Annotated in this window: 17 protein-coding genes; 14 read left to right on the forward strand and 3 right to left on the reverse strand. The window is 49.5% G+C overall.

Going from position 1 to position 18,994, the window contains the following annotated elements; genetic code table 11:
* Window positions 1–104 precede the first annotated feature (104 nt).
* The 6 genes from ABGT54_RS11455 to ABGT54_RS11480 all read left to right on the forward strand — a co-directional run bounded on the left by ABGT54_RS11455 (window position 105) and on the right by ABGT54_RS11480 (window position 10,832).
* A complete protein-coding gene (locus ABGT54_RS11455; protein WP_346664203.1) occupies window positions 105–3,974 on the forward strand; it encodes a DNA-directed RNA polymerase subunit beta in 3,870 nt (1,289 codons plus the stop codon).
* 14 nt (window positions 3,975–3,988) lie between these two features.
* Window positions 3,989–7,711: a DNA-directed RNA polymerase subunit beta' gene (gene rpoC / locus ABGT54_RS11460; RefSeq protein ID WP_346664204.1), complete on the forward strand. Its 3,723-nt coding sequence runs from the start codon at window positions 3,989–3,991 to the stop codon at window positions 7,709–7,711.
* Between the two features lie 78 nt (window positions 7,712–7,789).
* On the forward strand, window positions 7,790–7,990 hold the full coding sequence (locus ABGT54_RS11465; RefSeq protein WP_346664205.1) for a FeoB-associated Cys-rich membrane protein: 201 nt from the start codon (window positions 7,790–7,792) through the stop codon (window positions 7,988–7,990).
* A 96-nt stretch (window positions 7,991–8,086) separates the two neighbouring features.
* The gene (locus ABGT54_RS11470) at window positions 8,087–9,172 is read left to right on the forward strand and encodes a Xaa-Pro peptidase family protein (RefSeq protein ID WP_346664206.1); all 1,086 of its coding nucleotides are present in this window, start codon (window positions 8,087–8,089) and stop codon (window positions 9,170–9,172) included.
* 121 nt (window positions 9,173–9,293) lie between these two features.
* Complete coding sequence (locus tag ABGT54_RS11475; RefSeq protein WP_204908341.1) at window positions 9,294–9,857, forward strand: HD domain-containing protein; 564 nt, start codon at window positions 9,294–9,296, stop codon at window positions 9,855–9,857.
* A 57-nt stretch (window positions 9,858–9,914) separates the two neighbouring features.
* Complete coding sequence (locus ABGT54_RS11480) at window positions 9,915–10,832, forward strand: sugar phosphate nucleotidyltransferase (protein WP_346664207.1); 918 nt, start codon at window positions 9,915–9,917, stop codon at window positions 10,830–10,832.
* Window positions 10,833–10,877: 45 nt separating this feature from the next.
* Here the strand turns inward: ABGT54_RS11480 and ABGT54_RS11485 are convergent, their stop codons facing one another.
* The gene (locus ABGT54_RS11485) at window positions 10,878–11,717 is read right to left on the reverse strand and encodes a 3-isopropylmalate dehydrogenase (protein ID WP_346664208.1); all 840 of its coding nucleotides are present in this window, start codon (window positions 11,715–11,717) and stop codon (window positions 10,878–10,880) included.
* Window positions 11,718–12,064: 347 nt separating this feature from the next.
* On the opposite strand from ABGT54_RS11485, the gene ABGT54_RS11490 reads away from it, so the two are divergent.
* From ABGT54_RS11490 to ABGT54_RS11505, 4 genes are read left to right on the forward strand one after another with little or no spacing between them, the layout of a single operon-like run.
* On the forward strand, window positions 12,065–12,637 hold the full coding sequence (locus ABGT54_RS11490) for a TlpA disulfide reductase family protein (protein ID WP_346664209.1): 573 nt from the start codon (window positions 12,065–12,067) through the stop codon (window positions 12,635–12,637).
* Between the two features lie 56 nt (window positions 12,638–12,693).
* The gene (locus ABGT54_RS11495) at window positions 12,694–12,807 is read left to right on the forward strand and encodes a CD1871A family CXXC motif-containing protein (RefSeq protein ID WP_346664334.1); all 114 of its coding nucleotides are present in this window, start codon (window positions 12,694–12,696) and stop codon (window positions 12,805–12,807) included.
* Window positions 12,800–13,651: a 4Fe-4S binding protein gene (locus ABGT54_RS11500; protein ID WP_346664210.1), complete on the forward strand. Its 852-nt coding sequence runs from the start codon at window positions 12,800–12,802 to the stop codon at window positions 13,649–13,651. Before ABGT54_RS11495 ends, ABGT54_RS11500 begins: the two co-directional genes overlap by 8 nt.
* Before the next feature lie 3 nt (window positions 13,652–13,654).
* Window positions 13,655–14,425, forward strand: a complete 771-nt coding sequence (locus tag ABGT54_RS11505; RefSeq protein ID WP_346664211.1) for an HD domain-containing protein — start codon at window positions 13,655–13,657, stop codon at window positions 14,423–14,425.
* A gap of 4 nt (window positions 14,426–14,429) precedes the next feature.
* Here ABGT54_RS11505 and yfcE read toward each other — a convergent pair whose 3' ends face one another.
* Complete coding sequence (gene yfcE / locus ABGT54_RS11510) at window positions 14,430–14,960, reverse strand: phosphodiesterase (protein ID WP_346664212.1); 531 nt, start codon at window positions 14,958–14,960, stop codon at window positions 14,430–14,432.
* Window positions 14,961–15,088: 128 nt separating this feature from the next.
* Here yfcE and ABGT54_RS11515 point away from each other — a divergent pair, with 128 nt between their 5' ends.
* Window positions 15,089–15,250, forward strand: coding sequence for a hypothetical protein (locus tag ABGT54_RS11515; RefSeq protein WP_204908347.1), 162 nt, complete (start codon window positions 15,089–15,091; stop codon window positions 15,248–15,250).
* Window positions 15,251–15,345: 95 nt separating this feature from the next.
* Here ABGT54_RS11515 and ABGT54_RS11520 read toward each other — a convergent pair whose 3' ends face one another.
* Window positions 15,346–16,203, reverse strand: coding sequence for a class I SAM-dependent methyltransferase (locus ABGT54_RS11520; protein ID WP_346664213.1), 858 nt, complete (start codon window positions 16,201–16,203; stop codon window positions 15,346–15,348).
* 227 nt (window positions 16,204–16,430) lie between these two features.
* On the opposite strand from ABGT54_RS11520, the gene ABGT54_RS11525 reads away from it, so the two are divergent.
* The 3 genes from ABGT54_RS11525 to selD all read left to right on the forward strand — a co-directional run bounded on the left by ABGT54_RS11525 (window position 16,431) and on the right by selD (window position 18,979).
* The gene (locus tag ABGT54_RS11525) at window positions 16,431–17,090 is read left to right on the forward strand and encodes a PHP domain-containing protein (protein ID WP_346664335.1); all 660 of its coding nucleotides are present in this window, start codon (window positions 16,431–16,433) and stop codon (window positions 17,088–17,090) included.
* Window positions 17,091–17,200: 110 nt separating this feature from the next.
* Entirely contained in the window at window positions 17,201–17,806 is a 606-nt protein-coding gene (gene yedF, locus ABGT54_RS11530; protein WP_346664214.1) for a sulfurtransferase-like selenium metabolism protein YedF, read from the forward strand.
* A 132-nt stretch (window positions 17,807–17,938) separates the two neighbouring features.
* Window positions 17,939–18,979 (forward strand): selenide, water dikinase SelD, encoded by a 1,041-nt coding sequence (gene selD / locus ABGT54_RS11535; protein WP_346664215.1) that lies wholly within the window; start codon window positions 17,939–17,941, stop codon window positions 18,977–18,979.
* The last annotated feature ends 15 nt before the right edge of the window (window positions 18,980–18,994 follow it).

Consider the following 18,994-nt stretch of genomic DNA (forward strand, 5'->3'; position numbering starts at 1 on the left):
AAAACCCTGTATACAAGGGCTGAATCATGAGAAAACCACGGCTTTTGCAACTGTTATGGGCGGCTCTCAGCCCGACAAAAAATATAGAGGAGTGAAACGTCAATATGGAGAAAAACAGAATTCGTCCCATCAAAAGCGGAAAGAGTTCACGCATGAGCTATTCCAGACAAAAAGAAGTGCTTCAGATGCCGAATCTGATCGAAGTTCAGAAAGATTCCTATCAGTGGTTTCTGGACGAAGGATTGAAAGAAGTATTTGATGATATTTCTCCGATTGCTGATTACAGCGGTCACTTAAGTCTGGAGTTTGTTGACTTTACCTTGTGCGAGGATGATGTGAAGTACTCAATCGAAGAGTGCAAAGAAAGGGATGCGACCTATGCCGCGCCCCTGAAGGTAAGAGTAAGACTTCATAATAAAGAAACCGATGAGATCAACGAACATGAAATTTTTATGGGCGATCTTCCGCTGATGACCAGTACGGGAACCTTCGTGATCAACGGAGCAGAACGTGTTATCGTAAGCCAGCTGGTTCGTTCTCCCGGAATTTACTATGCGATCTCTCACGATAAACTGGGGAAAAAATTATATTCCTGTACCGTGATCCCGAATCGCGGCGCATGGCTGGAGTACGAGACGGATTCCAATGACGTTTTTTATGTACGGGTAGACAGAACGAGAAAGGTACCGATCACTGTACTGATCCGTGCGCTTGGGATTGGCACCAATCCGGAGATCCTCGAGCTGTTTGGAGAAGAGCCCAAGATCCTTGCAAGTTTTGAAAAGGATGCGGCCACCAATTATCAGGAAGGTCTTCTGGAACTGTATAAAAAGATCCGGCCCGGAGAGCCGCTGGCAGTGGACAGCGCGGAGAGCCTGATCACAAGTATGTTCTTCGATCCCAGACGTTATGACCTTGCGAAAGTCGGAAGATATAAATTTAATAAAAAACTGATGCTGAGAAACCGCATCAACGGCCAGGTGCTGGCAGAAGATGTGGTAAGTCCGCTGACAGGCGAAGTGATCGCCGAAGCCGGGACAAAGGCCACCAGAGAACTGGCGGATCAGATCCAGAACGCTGCGGTTCCTTATGTGTGGATCGCACGTCCGGATGAGGAGAGAAATATCAAGGTTCTCTCCAATATGATGGTGGACATTACCTCCATCGTGGATGTGGATCCCAAGGAAGTGGGCGTGACAGAACTGGTATATTATCCGGTTCTGGCCGGCATCCTGGAGGAGACGGCAGGGGATGTTGAGGAGCTTAAGAGCGCCATCAGAAGAGATATCCATGATCTGATTCCGAAGCATATTACAAAGGAAGATATTCTTGCTTCCATTAACTATAACATCCATCTGGAGTATGGCCTGGGAAATGACGACGACATCGACCACCTGGGCAACCGCCGGATCCGTTCGGTAGGAGAACTTCTGCAGAATCAGTACCGGATCGGTCTGTCCAGACTGGAACGGGTGGTGCGTGAGCGTATGACCACACAGGATCTGGAGGGAATTTCTCCCCAGTCCCTGATCAACATCAAACCGGTGACAGCGGCTGTGAAGGAGTTCTTCGGATCTTCCCAGCTGTCCCAGTTTATGGATCAGAACAACCCGCTTGGAGAGCTGACGCACAAGAGACGTCTCTCCGCCCTGGGACCGGGAGGTCTTTCCAGAGACCGCGCCGGATTCGAGGTGCGAGACGTACATTATTCTCATTATGGAAGAATGTGCCCCATCGAGACGCCTGAAGGACCGAACATTGGTCTGATCAACTCTCTGGCATGCTATGCAAGGATCAACCAGTACGGATTTGTAGAGGCGCCGTACCGCAAGGTCGACAAGTCTGATCCGGCCAATCCGCGCGTAACCGAGGAAGTGGTTTACATGACAGCAGATGAAGAAGATAACTATCATGTAGCACAGGCGAATACACCTCTGGATGCGGAAGGACATTTTGTGCATAAAAATGTATCCGGTCGTTACCGTGAGGAGACCCAGGAGTACGAAAGAAGCATGTTCGATTACATGGACGTATCTCCGAAAATGGTATTTTCTGTTGCGACAGCTCTGATCCCGTTCCTGCAGAACGACGACGCCAACCGTGCGCTGATGGGATCCAACATGCAGCGCCAGGCTGTTCCGCTTCTGATGACAGAAGCTCCGGTCGTGGGAACAGGTATGGAAGAAAAGGCCGCAGTTGACTCCGGTGTCTGCGTAGTGGCGGAAGAAGGAGGCGTGGTAGAACGCTCTGCATCAAATGAGATTACCATCCGTCAGGACGACGGCAGCTTAAAGAAATATAAACTGACCAAGTTTATGAGGAGCAACCAGAGCAACTGCTATAACCAGAGACCGATCGTATTTAAGGGCGATCGTGTGGAGGCCGGCGACGTGATCGCAGACGGCCCGTCTACTTCCAACGGCGAGATGGCTCTTGGAAAGAATCCGCTGATCGGATTTATGACCTGGGAAGGTTATAACTACGAGGACGCGGTACTGTTAAGTGAAAGACTGGTACAGGATGATGTTTACACATCCGTACACATTGAAGAATATGAGGCAGAGGCCCGCGATACCAAGCTTGGGCCGGAAGAGATCACCCGCGATATCCCGGGCGTAGGCGACGACGCGCTGAAGAACCTGGATGAGAGAGGTATCATCCGCATTGGTGCGGAAGTGCGCGCAGGAGATATCCTGGTAGGTAAGGTAACCCCGAAGGGAGAGACCGAACTGACCGCAGAAGAGCGTCTGCTCCGCGCTATCTTCGGTGAAAAGGCGCGTGAAGTCAGAGATACTTCTCTGAAAGTACCGCATGGAGAATACGGTATCGTAGTAGACGCCAAGGTATTTACCAGAGCAAACGGGGATGAACTGTCACCGGGGGTAAATCAGGCTGTCCGCATTTATATCGCACAGAAGAGAAAGATCTCTGTGGGCGACAAGATGGCCGGACGTCACGGAAATAAGGGTGTCGTTTCCCGAGTCCTTCCTGTGGAGGATATGCCCTTCCTGCCAAACGGACGTCCCCTGGACATCGTGTTAAATCCGCTGGGCGTACCGTCCCGTATGAATATCGGACAGGTGCTGGAGATCCATCTGTCTCTGGCTGCCAAGGCTCTTGGCTTCAACATTGCCACACCGGTATTTGACGGTGCAGATGAGAACGATATTATGGATACGCTCGACCTGGCAAATGATTATGTCAACTTAAGCTGGGAAGAGTTTGAGGCTAAGCATAAAGAAGAGCTGCTTCCGGAAGTGCTCCAGTATCTGTCTGACAACCGTGAACACAGAAAACTGTGGAAGGGCGTTCCGATCTCCAGAGACGGAAAAGTACGCCTGCGTGACGGACGGACCGGCGAGTTCTTTGACAGTCCGGTTACCATCGGACACATGCACTATCTGAAGCTGCACCACCTGGTAGACGACAAGATCCACGCACGTTCTACCGGACCATACTCTCTGGTTACCCAGCAGCCTCTGGGTGGAAAAGCCCAGTTCGGCGGACAGCGTTTCGGAGAGATGGAAGTATGGGCGCTGGAGGCATATGGCGCGTCTTATACGCTGCAGGAGATCCTGACTGTGAAGTCCGATGATGTGATCGGCCGTGTGAAGACCTATGAGGCGATCATCAAGGGCGAGAACATTCCGGAACCCGGTATTCCGGAGTCCTTCAAGGTACTCTTAAAGGAACTGCAGTCTCTGGGACTGGATGTGCGTGTCCTTCGGGATGACAACACAGAAGTTGAGATCATGGAGACGGTAGATATGGGTGAAACCGATTTCCGTTCTCTGATCGAAGGTGACAGGAAGTATCGTCAGGATGACAATTTTGGGGCACAGGGCTATACCGAACAGGAATTCCAGGGAGAAGAACTGGTAGATGTAGAAGAAGAGCCACAAGAAGACGATTATCAGCTGGATTTTGACGAAACGGATGATTTTGGATTTGACGATCTGTCAGATGATGAATAGGGAGGAGTGCCAGGATGCCAGAAAATATGAAAGAACAATCTTATCAGCCAATGACGTTTGATGCAATTAAGATCGGCTTGGCATCGCCTGAAAAGATTCTTGAGTGGTCCAGAGGTGAGGTTACAAAACCTGAGACCATCAACTACAGAACGCTGAAGCCGGAAAAGGACGGCCTGTTCTGCGAAAGGATCTTCGGGCCCAGCAAGGACTGGGAGTGTCACTGTGGAAAATATAAAAAGATCCGTTACAAAGGCGTGGTCTGCGACCGATGCGGCGTAGAAGTTACCAAATCCAGCGTGCGCCGGGAGCGCATGGGGCATATCGCCCTTGCGGCACCGGTTTCCCATATCTGGTATTTTAAGGGAATCCCAAGCCGTATGGGACTGATCCTGGATCTGTCCCCTCGGACTCTGGAGAAGGTGCTGTACTTTGCTTCTTATATTGTACTGGACAAAGGAGAGACGGATCTTCAGTACAAGCAGGTGCTGTCCGAGCAGGAGTACCAGGAAGCAAGAGAAAACTGGGGAAATCAGTTCCGCGTCGGCATGGGCGCGGAGGCGATCCAGGAGCTCTTACAGGCGATCGATCTTGAGAAAGAGTATGAAGAACTGCAGGAAGGATTAAAAGGATCTACCGGACAGAAGCGCGCCCGTATCGTGAAGCGCCTGGAAGTAGTAGAAGCCTTCCGTGAATCCGGAAATAAGCCGGAGTGGATGATCCTTACCAATATTCCGGTCATCCCGCCGGATCTTCGTCCGATGGTACAGCTGGACGGCGGACGTTTTGCCACCAGTGACCTCAATGATCTGTACCGCCGGATCATTAACAGAAACAACCGTCTGAAACGCCTGCTGGAGCTGGGCGCGCCGGACATTATCGTAAGAAATGAAAAGAGAATGCTGCAGGAGGCGGTAGACGCCCTGATCGACAACGGCCGCAGAGGCCGTCCGGTGACAGGCCCCGGAAACCGCGCGCTCAAATCCCTGTCAGACATGCTGAAAGGAAAATCCGGACGTTTCCGTCAGAATCTTCTTGGAAAGCGTGTGGATTATTCCGGACGTTCTGTTATCGTGGTAGGACCGGAGCTGAAGATCTATCAGTGCGGTCTGCCCAAAGAAATGGCGATCGAGCTGTTTAAGCCTTTCGTTATGAAAGAGCTGGTGCAGAACGGAACGGCTCATAATATCAAGAATGCGAAAAAAATGGTTGAGCGTCTGGAGCCCCAGGTATGGGATGTTCTGGAAGACGTGATCAAGGAGCATCCGGTAATGCTGAACCGTGCGCCTACACTGCACAGACTGGGTATCCAGGCATTTGAGCCGATCCTGGTAGAAGGCAAGGCCATTAAGCTGCATCCGCTGGTATGTACCGCATACAACGCGGACTTTGACGGCGACCAGATGGCGGTTCATCTTCCGCTGTCCGTAGAGGCGCAGGCAGAATGCCGGTTCCTCCTGCTGTCGCCGAACAACCTTCTGAAACCTTCCGACGGAGGGCCGGTTGCTGTTCCGTCTCAGGATATGGTACTTGGTATTTATTACCTGACCCAGGAAAGACCAGGAGCAAAAGGAGAAGGCAAAGCCTTCAAGAGTGTGAATGAGGCGCTGCTGGCATATGAGAACCAGGCGATCACCCTGCACTCTAAGATCAAAGTACGGGTAAGCAAGGAGATGCCGGACGGTACAGTCAAGAGCGGTATCATTGAGTCTACCCTGGGAAGGCTGCTGTTTAATGAGATCATTCCACAGGATCTTGGGTTTGTAGACAGAGAGCAGGAAGGAAACGAGCTGAAGCTGGAGATTGATTTCCATGTAGGAAAGAAACAGTTAAAGCAGATCCTGGAAAAAGTTATCAATACTCACGGATCTACCGCTACCGCGGAAGTACTGGATGCGGTAAAATCCATTGGTTACAAGTTCTCCACCCGCGCGGCCATGACCGTATCGATTTCCGATATGACCGTTCCGCCGCAGAAGCCTGAGATGATCCAGAAGGCGCAGGATACCGTGGATAAGATCACCAAGAACTTTAAGCGTGGTCTCATCACAGAGGAAGAGCGTTACAAAGAAGTAGTAGAGACCTGGAAGGCTACTGACGATGAACTGACAGAAGCCCTGCTTTCCGGTCTGGATAAATACAACAATATTTATATGATGGCGGACTCCGGAGCCCGTGGTTCTGACAAGCAGATCAAACAGCTTGCCGGTATGCGTGGTCTGATGGCTGATACGACCGGACGTACCATTGAGCTTCCCATCAAGTCCAACTTCCGTGAAGGTCTGGACGTACTGGAGTATTTCATGTCCGCTCACGGAGCCCGTAAGGGTCTGTCTGATACGGCTCTTCGTACGGCTGACTCCGGATACCTGACCAGACGTCTGGTCGACGTGTCTCAGGAGCTGATCATCCATGATGTAGACTGTGTGGGGGAAGGACAGGAGATCCCGGGCATGTATGTGAGAGCATTCATGGACGGAAATGAAGAGATCGAGAGCCTGCAGGAGCGTATTACAGGACGTTATCTGTGTGAGGATATTAAAGACAAAGACGGAAATGTCCTGGTAAAAGCCAATCATATGGTGACTCCGAAGCGCGCCGAGCTGATCACCAAAAAAGGTGTGGATGAAAATGGCGAGCCGCTTAAGAAGATCAAGATCCGTACCATCCTTACCTGCCGTTCCCACAGAGGCGTATGTGCGAAGTGTTACGGCGCCAACATGGCTACCGGCGAGCCGGTACAGGTAGGAGAAGCAGTCGGCATCATCGCGGCACAGTCCATCGGAGAGCCTGGTACACAGCTTACCATGCGTACCTTCCATACCGGTGGTGTGGCCGGAGACGATATTACACAGGGTCTTCCCCGTGTCGAAGAGTTGTTTGAGGCAAGAAAGCCGAAGGGACTTGCGATCATCACAGAGTTTGCGGGAACCGCGACGATCAATGATACAAAGAAGAGACGCGAGATCATCGTGACCAATCACGAGACCGGAGAGTCCAAGGCATACCTGATCCCCTATGGATCCAGGATCAAGATCCAGGACGGCGCAGAACTGGAGGCCGGTGATGAGCTGACCGAAGGTAGCGTAAATCCGCATGATATCCTGAAGATCAAAGGACTTCGTGCCGTACAGGATTATATGATCCAGGAAGTACAGCGTGTATACCGTCTCCAGGGTGTTGATATCAACGACAAGCATATCGAGGTGATCGTGCGTCAGATGCTGAAGAAAGTCCGCGTAGAGGAGGCGGGAGACACTGAATTCCTGCCGGGAACCAACGTAGACCGCCTGGTATTTGAGGACGTGAACGAAGAGATGGTAAAAGAAGGAAAGACTCCGGCAACCGGAGAGCAGATCATGCTTGGTATCACCAAGGCATCTCTTGCAACCAATTCCTTCCTGTCTGCCGCGTCCTTCCAGGAGACGACCAAGGTTCTGACCGAGGCTGCGATCAAAGGAAAGATCGATCCGCTGGTAGGTCTGAAGGAAAATGTTATCATCGGTAAACACATCCCGGCTGGTACCGGAATGCACAAGTACCGTGACATTGCTCTGGATACCGGGATGGAAGCGGAAGAAGAACTGACGGAAGAGGGTACAGAGGAGACTCTTCCGGAGGAAACACAGGCAGAGAACGAAACAGAAGCTACAGAGACTGTGGAAACCTGTGAAGAAGATGCAGATATAGAAGAACTGCCGGAAGAAATTACGGAAGATCTGGTTACTGCAGAAGAGTAAATAGAGTATCCCGCGAAGGAAGTGTGCAGACAGAGCGCAGATCCTTTGCGGGATTTTCTTTTGAAGGGGGAAGCGGTTATGTTACTTTTAGATATCCAGATGAATCTGTCCACCGCAGTGGCGGGAGCTGTGGTTCTTGGCACTTTTCTCCTGGCGCTTCGTTATCTGTGGAAACAAAGAAAGGAGAAAGGACCCTGCGCGAGCTGCGGCGCTGACGGTTGTACAGGCTGCGTCTGTAAAAGGCAGATGGACTCAAAGGAGACAAAGGATATAAATTGACTTTTTACAGGGATAAGCTTATAATTGAGGTTGGAAAAAACCGGAAGGAAACTATTTCGGTTTACAATGTCTATTTAAAGAAAGGTTGGGGAAAAAATGGACCAGAACAAAGTTTCTAGAGTACTGAAATCAATGGAAGAAAAAGGTGTTCCTCAGATGATCGTGTCCGATCCGGTTGCGATCTTTTATCTGACAGGCAAGTGGATTTTCCCGGGAGAAAGGCTTCTTGCGCTGTATCTGAATGTGAATGGAAATCACAAGATGATCATTAACAAGCTGTTTCCGCAGGAGACAGATCTGGGCGTTGACATTATTTACTATGATGATATTGAAGACGGCGTAGAGATCTTAAGCAGATATGTGGATAAGGATAAAGTCATGGGTATTGATAAGACATGGCCCTCCAAATTCCTGATCCGTCTGCAGGAACTGGGCGGCGGAAGCAAGTTCGTAAACGGTTCTCCGATCGTTGACTATATCCGTATGGTCAAAGACGAAAAAGAGCAGGAACTGATGAGAGAGTCCTCCAGAATCAATGATATCGCTATGGAGCGTATCATTCCCTGGGTAGTAAAGGGACTGACAGAGAAAGAACTGAACGCCAAGATGCGGGAGATTTACAAAGAACTGGGATGTGAGGATGTATCCTTTGATCCGATCACAGCATATGGACACGGCGCAGCAGATCCGCACCATGTAACAGATGATTCCAAGGGAAAGCGCGGCGACTGTGTTATCCTGGATATCGGAGCATTCAAGGACAACTATGCATCTGATATGACCAGAACCGTATTCATCGGCGAGGTTTCCGACCGCGCAAGAGAGATTTATGACATCGTATGCGAAGCCAACAGACGCGGTATTGAGGCTGCAAAACCGGGCAACCGTATGTGTGATGTAGACCTGGCTGCAAGAAATTACATCGAAGAGAAGGGATACGGACAGTATTTCACGCACAGAACCGGACATTCCATCGGTCTGGAAGACCATGAGTTCGGCGATGTATCTTCTGTAAATGAGGATATCATCCAGGTTGGACAGTGCTTCTCTGTTGAGCCTGGTATCTATCTGCCGGATGAAAATATCGGCGTTCGTATTGAGGACCTGGTTATCATTACCGAAGACGGTTGTGAAGTTCTGAATCACTTTACCAAAGATCTGATCGTGGTTCCGGAAGAGTAATACTCCGGATCATATCTGTATCACAGAAAAAGCGAGGGAGCAGAGATTCTATCAGTAGAATTTCTGCTCCTTTTATGTTACAATGATTGCAGTCAAAAGGAACAAAGGAGGCAGCCATAACATGAATCGTGAACAGGCACATGAAATCCTGATGAAATATATGCAGGGTGAGAATTATATCACGCATTCCTATGCGGTAGAAGCAATTATGAGAGGGCTGGCAAAAAGGCTTGCGCCCGATGAGGTGGAATACTGGGGGATCGTAGGACTTTTACACGATCTGGATGAGGAACAGTGCGACTGGAGAAATGACATGAGCACCCACGGCCCCACATCTGTGGAAATCCTGAAAAAGGAGGGCATTGACGACAAGGTGTTGTTCGACGCCATCTGCGCTCACAATCCCAAGAGCGGTGTGAAGGCAAAGACAAAACTGCAGTATGCGGTTCTGGCGGCGGACCCGATGAGTGGTTTTGTAAAAGCAGTGGCGCAGATCTACCCGGATAAGAAGATTGCAAGCGTAAAGCACAAATCCGTAATGAAGCGGTTTAACGAACATCGTTTTGCAGCAGGAGCAAACCGGGATTACATGGAAGCCATTGAATTTACAGGATTAAGCCTGGATGATCTGATCGATGTGGCGCTGGAGGAGATGGGTGCGATCGCTGATGTCTTGGGATTATAATGCGGCAGAGGCATCGAACCTCAATATTACCTGAATGTATCGTGAGAGGAAAAGAGTATGAAGACAACACTGATTATCATGGCGGCCGGGATCGGCTCCCGTTATGGCGGCGGGATCAAGCAGCTTGCAAAAATGGGGAAGCACGGCGAGATCATTATGGATTATTCCATCTATGACGCCAAAGAGGCGGGATTTGACAAAGTTGTTTTCATTATCCGCAAGGATATTGAAAAGGATTTTAAGGAAGCGATCGGAGACCGGATCCGGGAACAGATCGAAGTAGAATATGTGTTCCAGGAACTTTCCGATCTCCCGGAAGGATTTCAGGTTCCGGAAGGCCGTGTAAAGCCCTGGGGAACCGGACAGGCAATTCTCTGCTGCAAAGATGTGGTAAAGGAACCCTTTGTCATTATCAACGCGGATGATTACTATGGAAAAGAAGCGTTCCGTAAGCTGCATGATTTTCTGATCCGTGAAAAAGACTGCGGTGCAAAGTATTGCATGGGAATGGCAGGATTTGTACTGAAAAATACTCTGAGTGAAAACGGGACGGTTACCCGCGGGATCTGCAAAGCAGATGAGCATGATATGCTGACGCATGTAGTAGAGACTACAGGGATTGGAAGAGATGCAGACGGACGTCTGGTCTGCGATGATCCGGAGGTACAGAAGTGGGTGACCGAACAGGAGCGGGTATCCATGAATATGTGGGCCGGCGAACCTGCATTTATCGAGTATCTGGAAGAGGGATTCCGGGAATTCCTGGCAGATGCTTCCGGTGATCCCCTGAAAAAAGAATACCTTCTGCCTACGATCGTAGACCAGCTGATCCGGAAGGGGGAGGCAAAAGTAAAGGTGCTGGAAACCCAGGATAAGTGGTTTGGAATTACTTATAAAGAGGACAAGCCTGCCGTGGAAGCTGCTTTTGCGAAGCTGATCGAAGACGGGGTTTATCCGGAAAAACTGTGGGGATAAAAAGAAAAGAACAGCCTGTTCTGTATAGAACGGGCTGTTGCTTTTTTATAAGTGTAGTTCTTTTAAAAGCTGCTCCTGATAAACAGGATCCTGCGCGGCCTTCAGGATATCATCTGTTCTTCCCATTTCTGATAGCTTCAGGATCAGGCGGTTGATCTCGCTTCTTCCTTCTTGAAGCCCTTCCTGGCGGTTTTCTTTAAATTCATCCGCAAATAATTCTCTTAATGCATCGCACATTTCCTTCGCCTCCTCGAACATTTCGTGGTTTGCTCTTACAATAATATCCATGACGGACTGATATAATTTATCTTTTGTATGTTTTTGATACGCCTCCACCAGAAGTTCGGCATCCGGTTCTCCGTCCAGCTGGTTTGTCAGATGGCTTAACCAGAGATTTTCGGTTTTGGAAAGCTGCCGGGTGACCAGAATCTGGATGGGAATATAATCCCCGGTTATGTAGTAGATGCCTTCGTCTGCCCTTTTGATCTGGTAGTTTCGCTTTTCTTCCAGATAGCGCATCAGTTTCTCCGGGTAATGGTGGCTGATGAAGGTTAAGGTGACTTCTTCCATAGGAACCCGGTCGGTGGCAGGGGCGTCTGCTTTATAAAAGCAGGCGTATCCGTACAGCTTATAAAATGCTTCGACATCCAGGGTGTCGGCTGGGCTTTTATACTCCACCAGATTATAAGTCCGGAAAATCCTGCCGATATTTTTCCGGATGGGCGGAGCATTTTCCTTTTTGATGATTAGCACATCAATTTCTTTTGGTTTTGTTCCAAGCTGATGCTCGTTCTCAAAGACCAGATACCTGGCTTCAGCGGCCAGTTCGATCTGGATTCCTGCGAAGAAGGCAGGGTGCCACTGGAGCTTAGCTTGTTTCTCCATACGTCAAACCTCCTTATACGATTGAGTCAGGAGATTCGCTTTTCAGAGAAAACTCCTGCTTAAAAATGGGATATAAAGCACGAATTTTCTGAAAAGCAGATTTTTTGAAGCAAAATCTGTCGTATGAATAATTAAGAAATGTTTATCTTTACATCTGGTAAAGATAAAAAAGAAAAATAGAAAACTCCATATGCTTTTCTTTATCTTAGCATATGTTAGAGAGGCCGGGCAATAGAAACCTGCTGTTAATAAGAGCTTTTAGTGGAAGGGAGCAGGATTCTATGCTATACTGGACGAGATCTATGGATGACGATCATGTATGAAAAAGGTTGGCAAGGAGGAGATCCATGAAGAAAAAACGGTTGAGCGTGATATTGCTGACGGCTGTGCTTGTGGCAGCACTTTGTTCCTGCGGAAAAGAGGAGGAACCAAAGGACACGGAGATTTCTGAAAGTACACAGGAGCCGGCGGATCCTTCTGGTGAAGCACTGTTTGGAGAATTTGAGGCAGAAACAATAGATGGAGAGAGCGTGACACAGGACATTTTTGGTCAGTCGAAGCTTACGATGGTAAATATCTGGGGAACTTTTTGCGGACCCTGTATCCAGGAGATGCCGGAACTGGGTGAGATCAGCCGTTCCTATGACACAGGTGAATTTCAGATGATCGGGTTAATCAGCGACGTTATGGAGCCGCAGGATGCGGATGCGAAAGAGATTATTGATTCCACACAGGCAGATTATGTGCATCTGATTGCTTCTCCTGATCTGCAGAGAAATATTTTAAGCAGGGTTAGTGTGGTGCCGACCACAGTATTTGTGGATGAGAACGGTAATCAGGTCGGGGAGGCTTATGCCGGAAGTCGGTCTAAGGAAGACTGGATGGGAATCATTGAAGAATTGAGAGGCGAGGTACGGTGAGGAAAGGCAGAAAGGCAGACATAGCTGGGACAGGATACCGCAGATGGCTGTGGGCGCTGTTGCTGGCTGCGGGGATTTGCTTTTTAGGCATTGGGATCTGGCGCGGGGAGGCGCAGACCGTGTGGATCAAAGCAATTTATATATGTCTGGAGTGTATTGGAATTGGGTAAACGAATAAGACTTTGGGTGCAGATTGCTTTTACTGCGCTGACCAACGGGTATATCTTTGGTTTTCTTACAGGGAAAATCTATACAGGTCCCACAAAGACTATCTGTGTGCCGGGGCTGAATTGCTACTCCTGCCCGGGAGCGCTTGGCTCCTGCCCTATCGGAGCTTTGCAGGCAGTTCTGACCGGAGGTTCCAGGTTTTCCTTTTATGCAGTAGGATTTCTGTTGTTGTTCGGTTCTTTGTTTGGCCGCTTTATCTGCGGATGGCTGTGTCCGTTCGGACTGGTGCAGGATCTGCTTTATAAGATCCCGTTTTCCCGGAAGCGGAAGAACCTGCCCGGACACCAGTGGCTGGTAAGAGTAAAGTATCTGGTCCTGGTGATCCTGGTAATTCTATTGCCAATGGTTGTGACAGGGGAATTTGGCCAGAGGTCGCCCTGGTTTTGCCAGTATCTCTGCCCCGGCGGGACTTTGATGGCGGGACTGCCGCTGGTGGCGTCTTCTCCGGCGCTGCAGGATGCCGCAGGAGTATTGTTTGGCTGGAAGGTTGCGGTTCTGCTACTGTTATTTTTGCTGGCAATCGGAGTATACCGTCCGTTCTGTAAATATCTTTGTCCGCTGGGGGCGGTGTACAGTTTCTTTCATTCCGTAGCCTGTTACCGGTACCGGGTAGAAGATACCTGTATCCGGTGCGGGAAATGCCAGGAAGCCTGCAAGATGGACATTCGGACCTGGAAACAGCCAAACAGCCCGGAATGTATCCGGTGCGGCGACTGTATCCGGGCCTGTCCGGTACAGGCGATCCAAAAAGAGCCCTTGCTTCGGGGGAGAAAGAAGGAGGAATAAAAAATGGATCTTACACATGCAGTCCGCAGATTTGAGGAATATCTGGACGACTATGACAGGGAGGACGATAAGATCCGTCTGAAGATCACTCATACCTACGGGGTGATGGAATATAGTAAAAAAATAGCGGAAAGGATGGACCTTTCCGGGGAGGATCAGACACTGGCGCAGATCATCGGTCTGCTCCATGATATCGGAAGATTTGAGCAGGTAAAACGCTTTGACAGCTTTGAACCGGGCACCATGGATCATGCCGGATTCGGGGTGGAGATCCTGTTCGGGGAAGGCCTGATCCGGGAATTTGTAGAAGAAGATACCTGGGATCCGGTCATCCGGACGGCAATCGCAAAACACAGTGATTTCCGGCTGGAAGGAATCTCGGATGAACAGGAACTTCTCCATACAAAGATCATCCGGGATGCAGACAAGCTGGATAACTGCCGGGTGAAACTTTGCGATCCCGTAGAAACCTTTATGGGAGCCACAGCTGAAGAGGTGGGGAGAAGCCAGATAAGTACAGAAGTTATGAATGAGTTTCGTAAGAAAGAATCCATTTTCTCTCCGCTCCGAAAAACGAAGATGGATTACTGGCTTTCGTATCTGGCTTACTTTTTTGACATCAATTTTCCGGCCTCATTTGCCATGATCGTAGAAGAGAATTATCTTTCCAGGCTGGAGAAGCGGATCCCCTATACGGATCCAAAGACAGCAGAGGAGATGCGGGAGGTTTTTGAGACCCTGGATCGGTTTATCCGGGAAGGGGCGGTCCGGTAGTTTCTTACAGGTCCAGAATCGTTCCGTCCAGATCTTTCCAGACAAAATTACCGTCAAAGATCATATATCCGTGGGCAGATCCTTCTTTGGGGATCGATACAGAGCCTGGGTTCATATAAGTATAGGCTCCCATATTCTGATTGGCCGGGATGTGGGTATGCCCATTTAAAAGGATGTCCCCTTCTTTTAGCATAGGAGGATTCTGGGGATTGAAATGATGGCCGTGGGTGGCGAAAATAGTCTGCCCGTTGATTTCCAGCAGGCAATAATCTGCCAGAATGGGAAATTCCAGTACCATCTGATCCACCTCTGTATCGCAGTTGCCCCTGACACAGAGCAGCTCCTGCTTCAAGGGATTTAGCATAGCAATTACCGCTTTGGGATCATAACCTTCCGGCAGATCATTTCTTGGGCCGTGGTAGAGAATGTCTCCCAGCAGCAGAAGCCGGTCGGCCTGCTCACGCTGATAGGCTTCGATCATTTTTTTGCAGTAATATGCAGAACCATGGATATCCGATGCAATCATTAATTTCATAAAACAAATACCTCCTGAGTCGATGGGTCTTTAGAATCTTAAGATTTATTGTATCATAAAAATGCAGTGCCGTAAAAGCAGAGAATATGGTATACTAAATACAAGTACACAGGACAGGGGGTTATCTTATGACAGAAGATCTGATCAAAGAAGTAAAACACATCCAGCAGTGCCTGATCAACGTGGACATGGAAGGCGAAGATTGGGAAGAAAAGATGGAGGCAGTGCATAAACTGGAAGATGTGGCCACATATCTGAAGGATGCACTGGGGAAAGGAATTGAGTTTTAAGTAAAAGGGAACGTACAGATGATTTCGTACGTTCCCTTTTGCGTTAAAGATGTAATTCTTTTAAAAGCTGCTCCTGATAGGTGTGTTTCTTACACTCAGGCTTCCCATCTTCCGGATGCTCCGCAGGGCAGCACCAGGCCGGAGCTGGTGACGGGAAGTCCGATCTCCTGCGACTCCACATGGCCGTGGAAAGGCTTTAGCTCCGTGCCGATCATGTAAGTGAGAACGGCGGGAGCAAGGCCTGTGGTGTAAGAATTTACCAGAAAAAATAAGGGCTTGTCCGACAGGATCCGGGTACACAGCCGGATCAGGGGATGGATGGCGTCTTCGATCTTCCAGATCTCGCCTTTGGGTCCCCGGCCATAGGAAGGCGGATCCATGATGATGGCATCGTAATGATTGCCCCTGCGGATCTCTCGCTCTACGAATTTCACACAGTCGTCCACCAGCCAGCGGATCGGCCTGTCGGAAAGACCGGATGAGACAGCGTTTTCTTTTGCCCAGTTGACCATACCTTTGGAAGCGTCAACGTGGGTAACGCTGGCCCCTGCGGCCGCTGCGGCCAAAGTGGCGCCGCCGGTGTAGGCAAAGAGATTGAGCACCTTGACGGGCCGTCCGGCCAGACGGATCTTTTCCGAGAACCAGTCCCAGTTGGCGGCCTGTTCCGGGAAAAGGCCGGTATGCTTAAAACTAAAAGGCTTCAGGTTAAAGGTCAGGTCCTTATAGTGGATCTGCCATTCTCCCGGCAGGTCAAAAAACTCCCATTCACCGCCGCCTTTTTTGCTGCGGTGATAGTGGCCGTTTTTCTTTCTCCAGCGGTTGTCCTGTCTGGGCGTGTCCCAGATCACCTGGGGGTCCGGGCGCACCAGAATATAATCGCCCCAGCGTTCCAGCTTTTCTCCTTTGCTGCAGTCTATGACTTCATAATCTTTCCATTGATCAGCAATCCACATATTTAAAATCCTCTCATATATTGGTAATCATTATGCCACATGCACATGGGCGGAAAGGCATTACATGCGACTATTATAGCATGGGGAGAGAGAAAAGAAAATATATAGATACAATCAATAAATAAGCGCATTTATAAAAAAACTCAATTTGAATCCGGCCTTTTACCTTCTTATAATAAGAATAGTGGCAGCAGTGAGTCTTTTTAAGAAAGTGAAAGGTGTTAGAGATGCTGATCGACCTGCATATGCATGAGATGACATATTCCAAAGACAGTTTCCTTGCCTTGCCCCGAATGGTAGAGATCGCCAGAGAAAAGGAGCTTGACGGAATCTGCATTACAGATCATGACAGTATGGGCCTGAAGGATTTTGCAGAGGAGTATTCCAGGAAGACAGGCTTTCCGATCTTTACCGGGATTGAATATTATTCCCTGCAGGGAGATATTGTAGCCTTTGGGATTGAAGAGTATCCCAGGGAGCGGATCCCTGCCCAGGAGTTTATCCATCTGGTGAAAGCCCAGGGAGGCGTCTGCTTTGCGGCGCATCCGTTCCGCAACAACAGGAGGGGGCTGGAGGAGCATTTGTGCGAGGTGACTGGCCTGGACGGCCTGGAGGTTTTAAATGGCAGCACGTCGCCTGCGGCCTGCCGGAAGGCTGCCAGATATGCCGCAAGACTGGGGCTTCGCACCATCGGCGCAAGCGACTGCCATGTGCCGGAAAAAGTGGGCGTGTGCGCCACCTGGTTTCCAGAGGAAGTACAGACCCTTGATGAATTTATCAAAGTATTTCAAAGAGGCGGGCTCAAACCGGCCTGCTGGTCGGAGGGACAGTATAAGGTCCTTCAGATGCGGGAGTACGAAAGCCCCCGCAAAGTAAACATTGCCTGAAAATATATTTTTTCATAAATCAGGGAAAAGCCATTTACCTTTCAGAAGCATAATGATAGAATGTTTCTATAAGTGTTGAAGGTAATGGCGGGAAGGAAAGGCGAGAAATTATGATTACAGTCAACGCTATGGGAGATAATTGCCCGATCCCGGTTATTAAGACCAAAAAGGCAATGCAGGCGCTTACAGGACCTGAGACGATTGAAGTATTGGTGGACAATGAGATTGCCGTCCAGAATGTGACCAAGATGGCAGCTTCCTCGGGAGGACAGGTGTCTTCCGAAAAGCTGGGCGATGCAGAATATAAGATCACGATTCAGATGGACGGGGCGCCGGCGGCAGAAGAGACACAGGAAGTATCCTGCGTACCGGACGCAAGAGGCAATCTGGTCGTAGCCATTGCTTCCGATCGTATGGGAAGTGGAAATGATGAGCTTGGCAAAGTCCTGATCAAAAGCTTTATCTTTGCTGTGACACAGCTGGATGAGCTGCCGAAAACCATGCTGTTCTACAATGGCGGGGCAACCCTGACTACCGAAGGCTCTGATTCTCTGGAAGATCTGAAGTCTCTGGAGGCTTTGGGAGTAGAGATCATGACCTGCGGTACCTGTCTTGATTACTACGGACTGAAAGAGAAACTGGCAGTCGGATCTGTAACCAATATGTACAGCATTGTAGAGACTCTGGCAGGAGCATCCAAGATCATCAAACCTTAGCATAAGAGAGTTGCAAAAGAATTGTGTTTGAAAGAATCCACAGGGAACGCCGCAATAGGGAAGGGGAGTTCCCTGTGCTTTTTTATGCGGCCCGGCGCGTCTGCAGGGAAAAGAAAAGGAGGGCATGCTGTTATGAAGACAGATGTAAAATTAACAAGCTTAAGCAAAACTTCCGGCTGAGCGGCCAAGATAGGTCCTGAGACCCTTGCCCAGGTTCTGGGTAAGCTGCCGAAGTTTCATGATGATAATCTCATCGTCGGCATCGAGACGTCCGATGATGCGGCTATTTATAAAGTAACTGACGAGATAGCGATGATCCAGACTGTGGATTTTTTCACTCCCATCGTAGATGATCCCTATATGTTTGGACAGATTGCCGCTGCCAATTCCTTAAGCGATGTGTGGGCGATGGGAGGAGAACCGGTAGTCGCTCTGAATATCGTGGGATTTCCCAACTGCCTGGATCCGGCCATCTTAGGCGATATCCTGGCAGGAGGAGCAGACAAGGTAAAAGAAGCGGGAGCGGTTCTCGTAGGCGGACATTCGGTACAGGATGATGAACCGAAGTATGGACTGTGTGTATCAGGGTTTGTACATCCGGATAAAATATTCAAGAATTACGGATGCAGGCCCGGGGATGTGCTGGTACTGACCAAGCAGATCGGAAGCGGGATCATCAATACGGCCGTGAAAGCCGAGATGGCGTCGCCTTCCGCGATCCGGGAAGCACAGACGGTTATGGCATCCCTGAATAAAAAGGCCAAGCAGGTGGTGGAAAAGTATGATGTATCTGCATGTACGGATGTCACCGGATTCGGCCTTCTCGGTCACGGAGTAGAGATGGCTGAGGCCAGTGAAGTGACGCTGGAACTGAAGGTAAAAGATGTTCCGTATCTTGCGGACGCGATCGATTATGCCAAAATGGGGCTGGTGCCGGCAGGCGCCTATAAGAACCGGGGATATTCCATTGGCAAGGTGGAGACTGAGGGGATAGAGGAACATTACCTGGATCTACTGTATGATCCCCAGACCTCCGGCGGCCTTCTGATCAGCGTGTCTGCGAAAGAACTGCCGCAGATGATGGCGGATTTTGCAGCGGCCGGCATGGAGACCAAGACCGCGGTGATCGGAGAAGTAAAAGAAAAAAGTGATAAATGGATTCGCTTGATATAAGAGAGGAAACAAAGA

Source organism: uncultured Merdimonas sp. (assembly GCF_963929015.1).
Classification (GTDB): Bacteria; Bacillota; Clostridia; order Lachnospirales; family Lachnospiraceae; genus Merdimonas.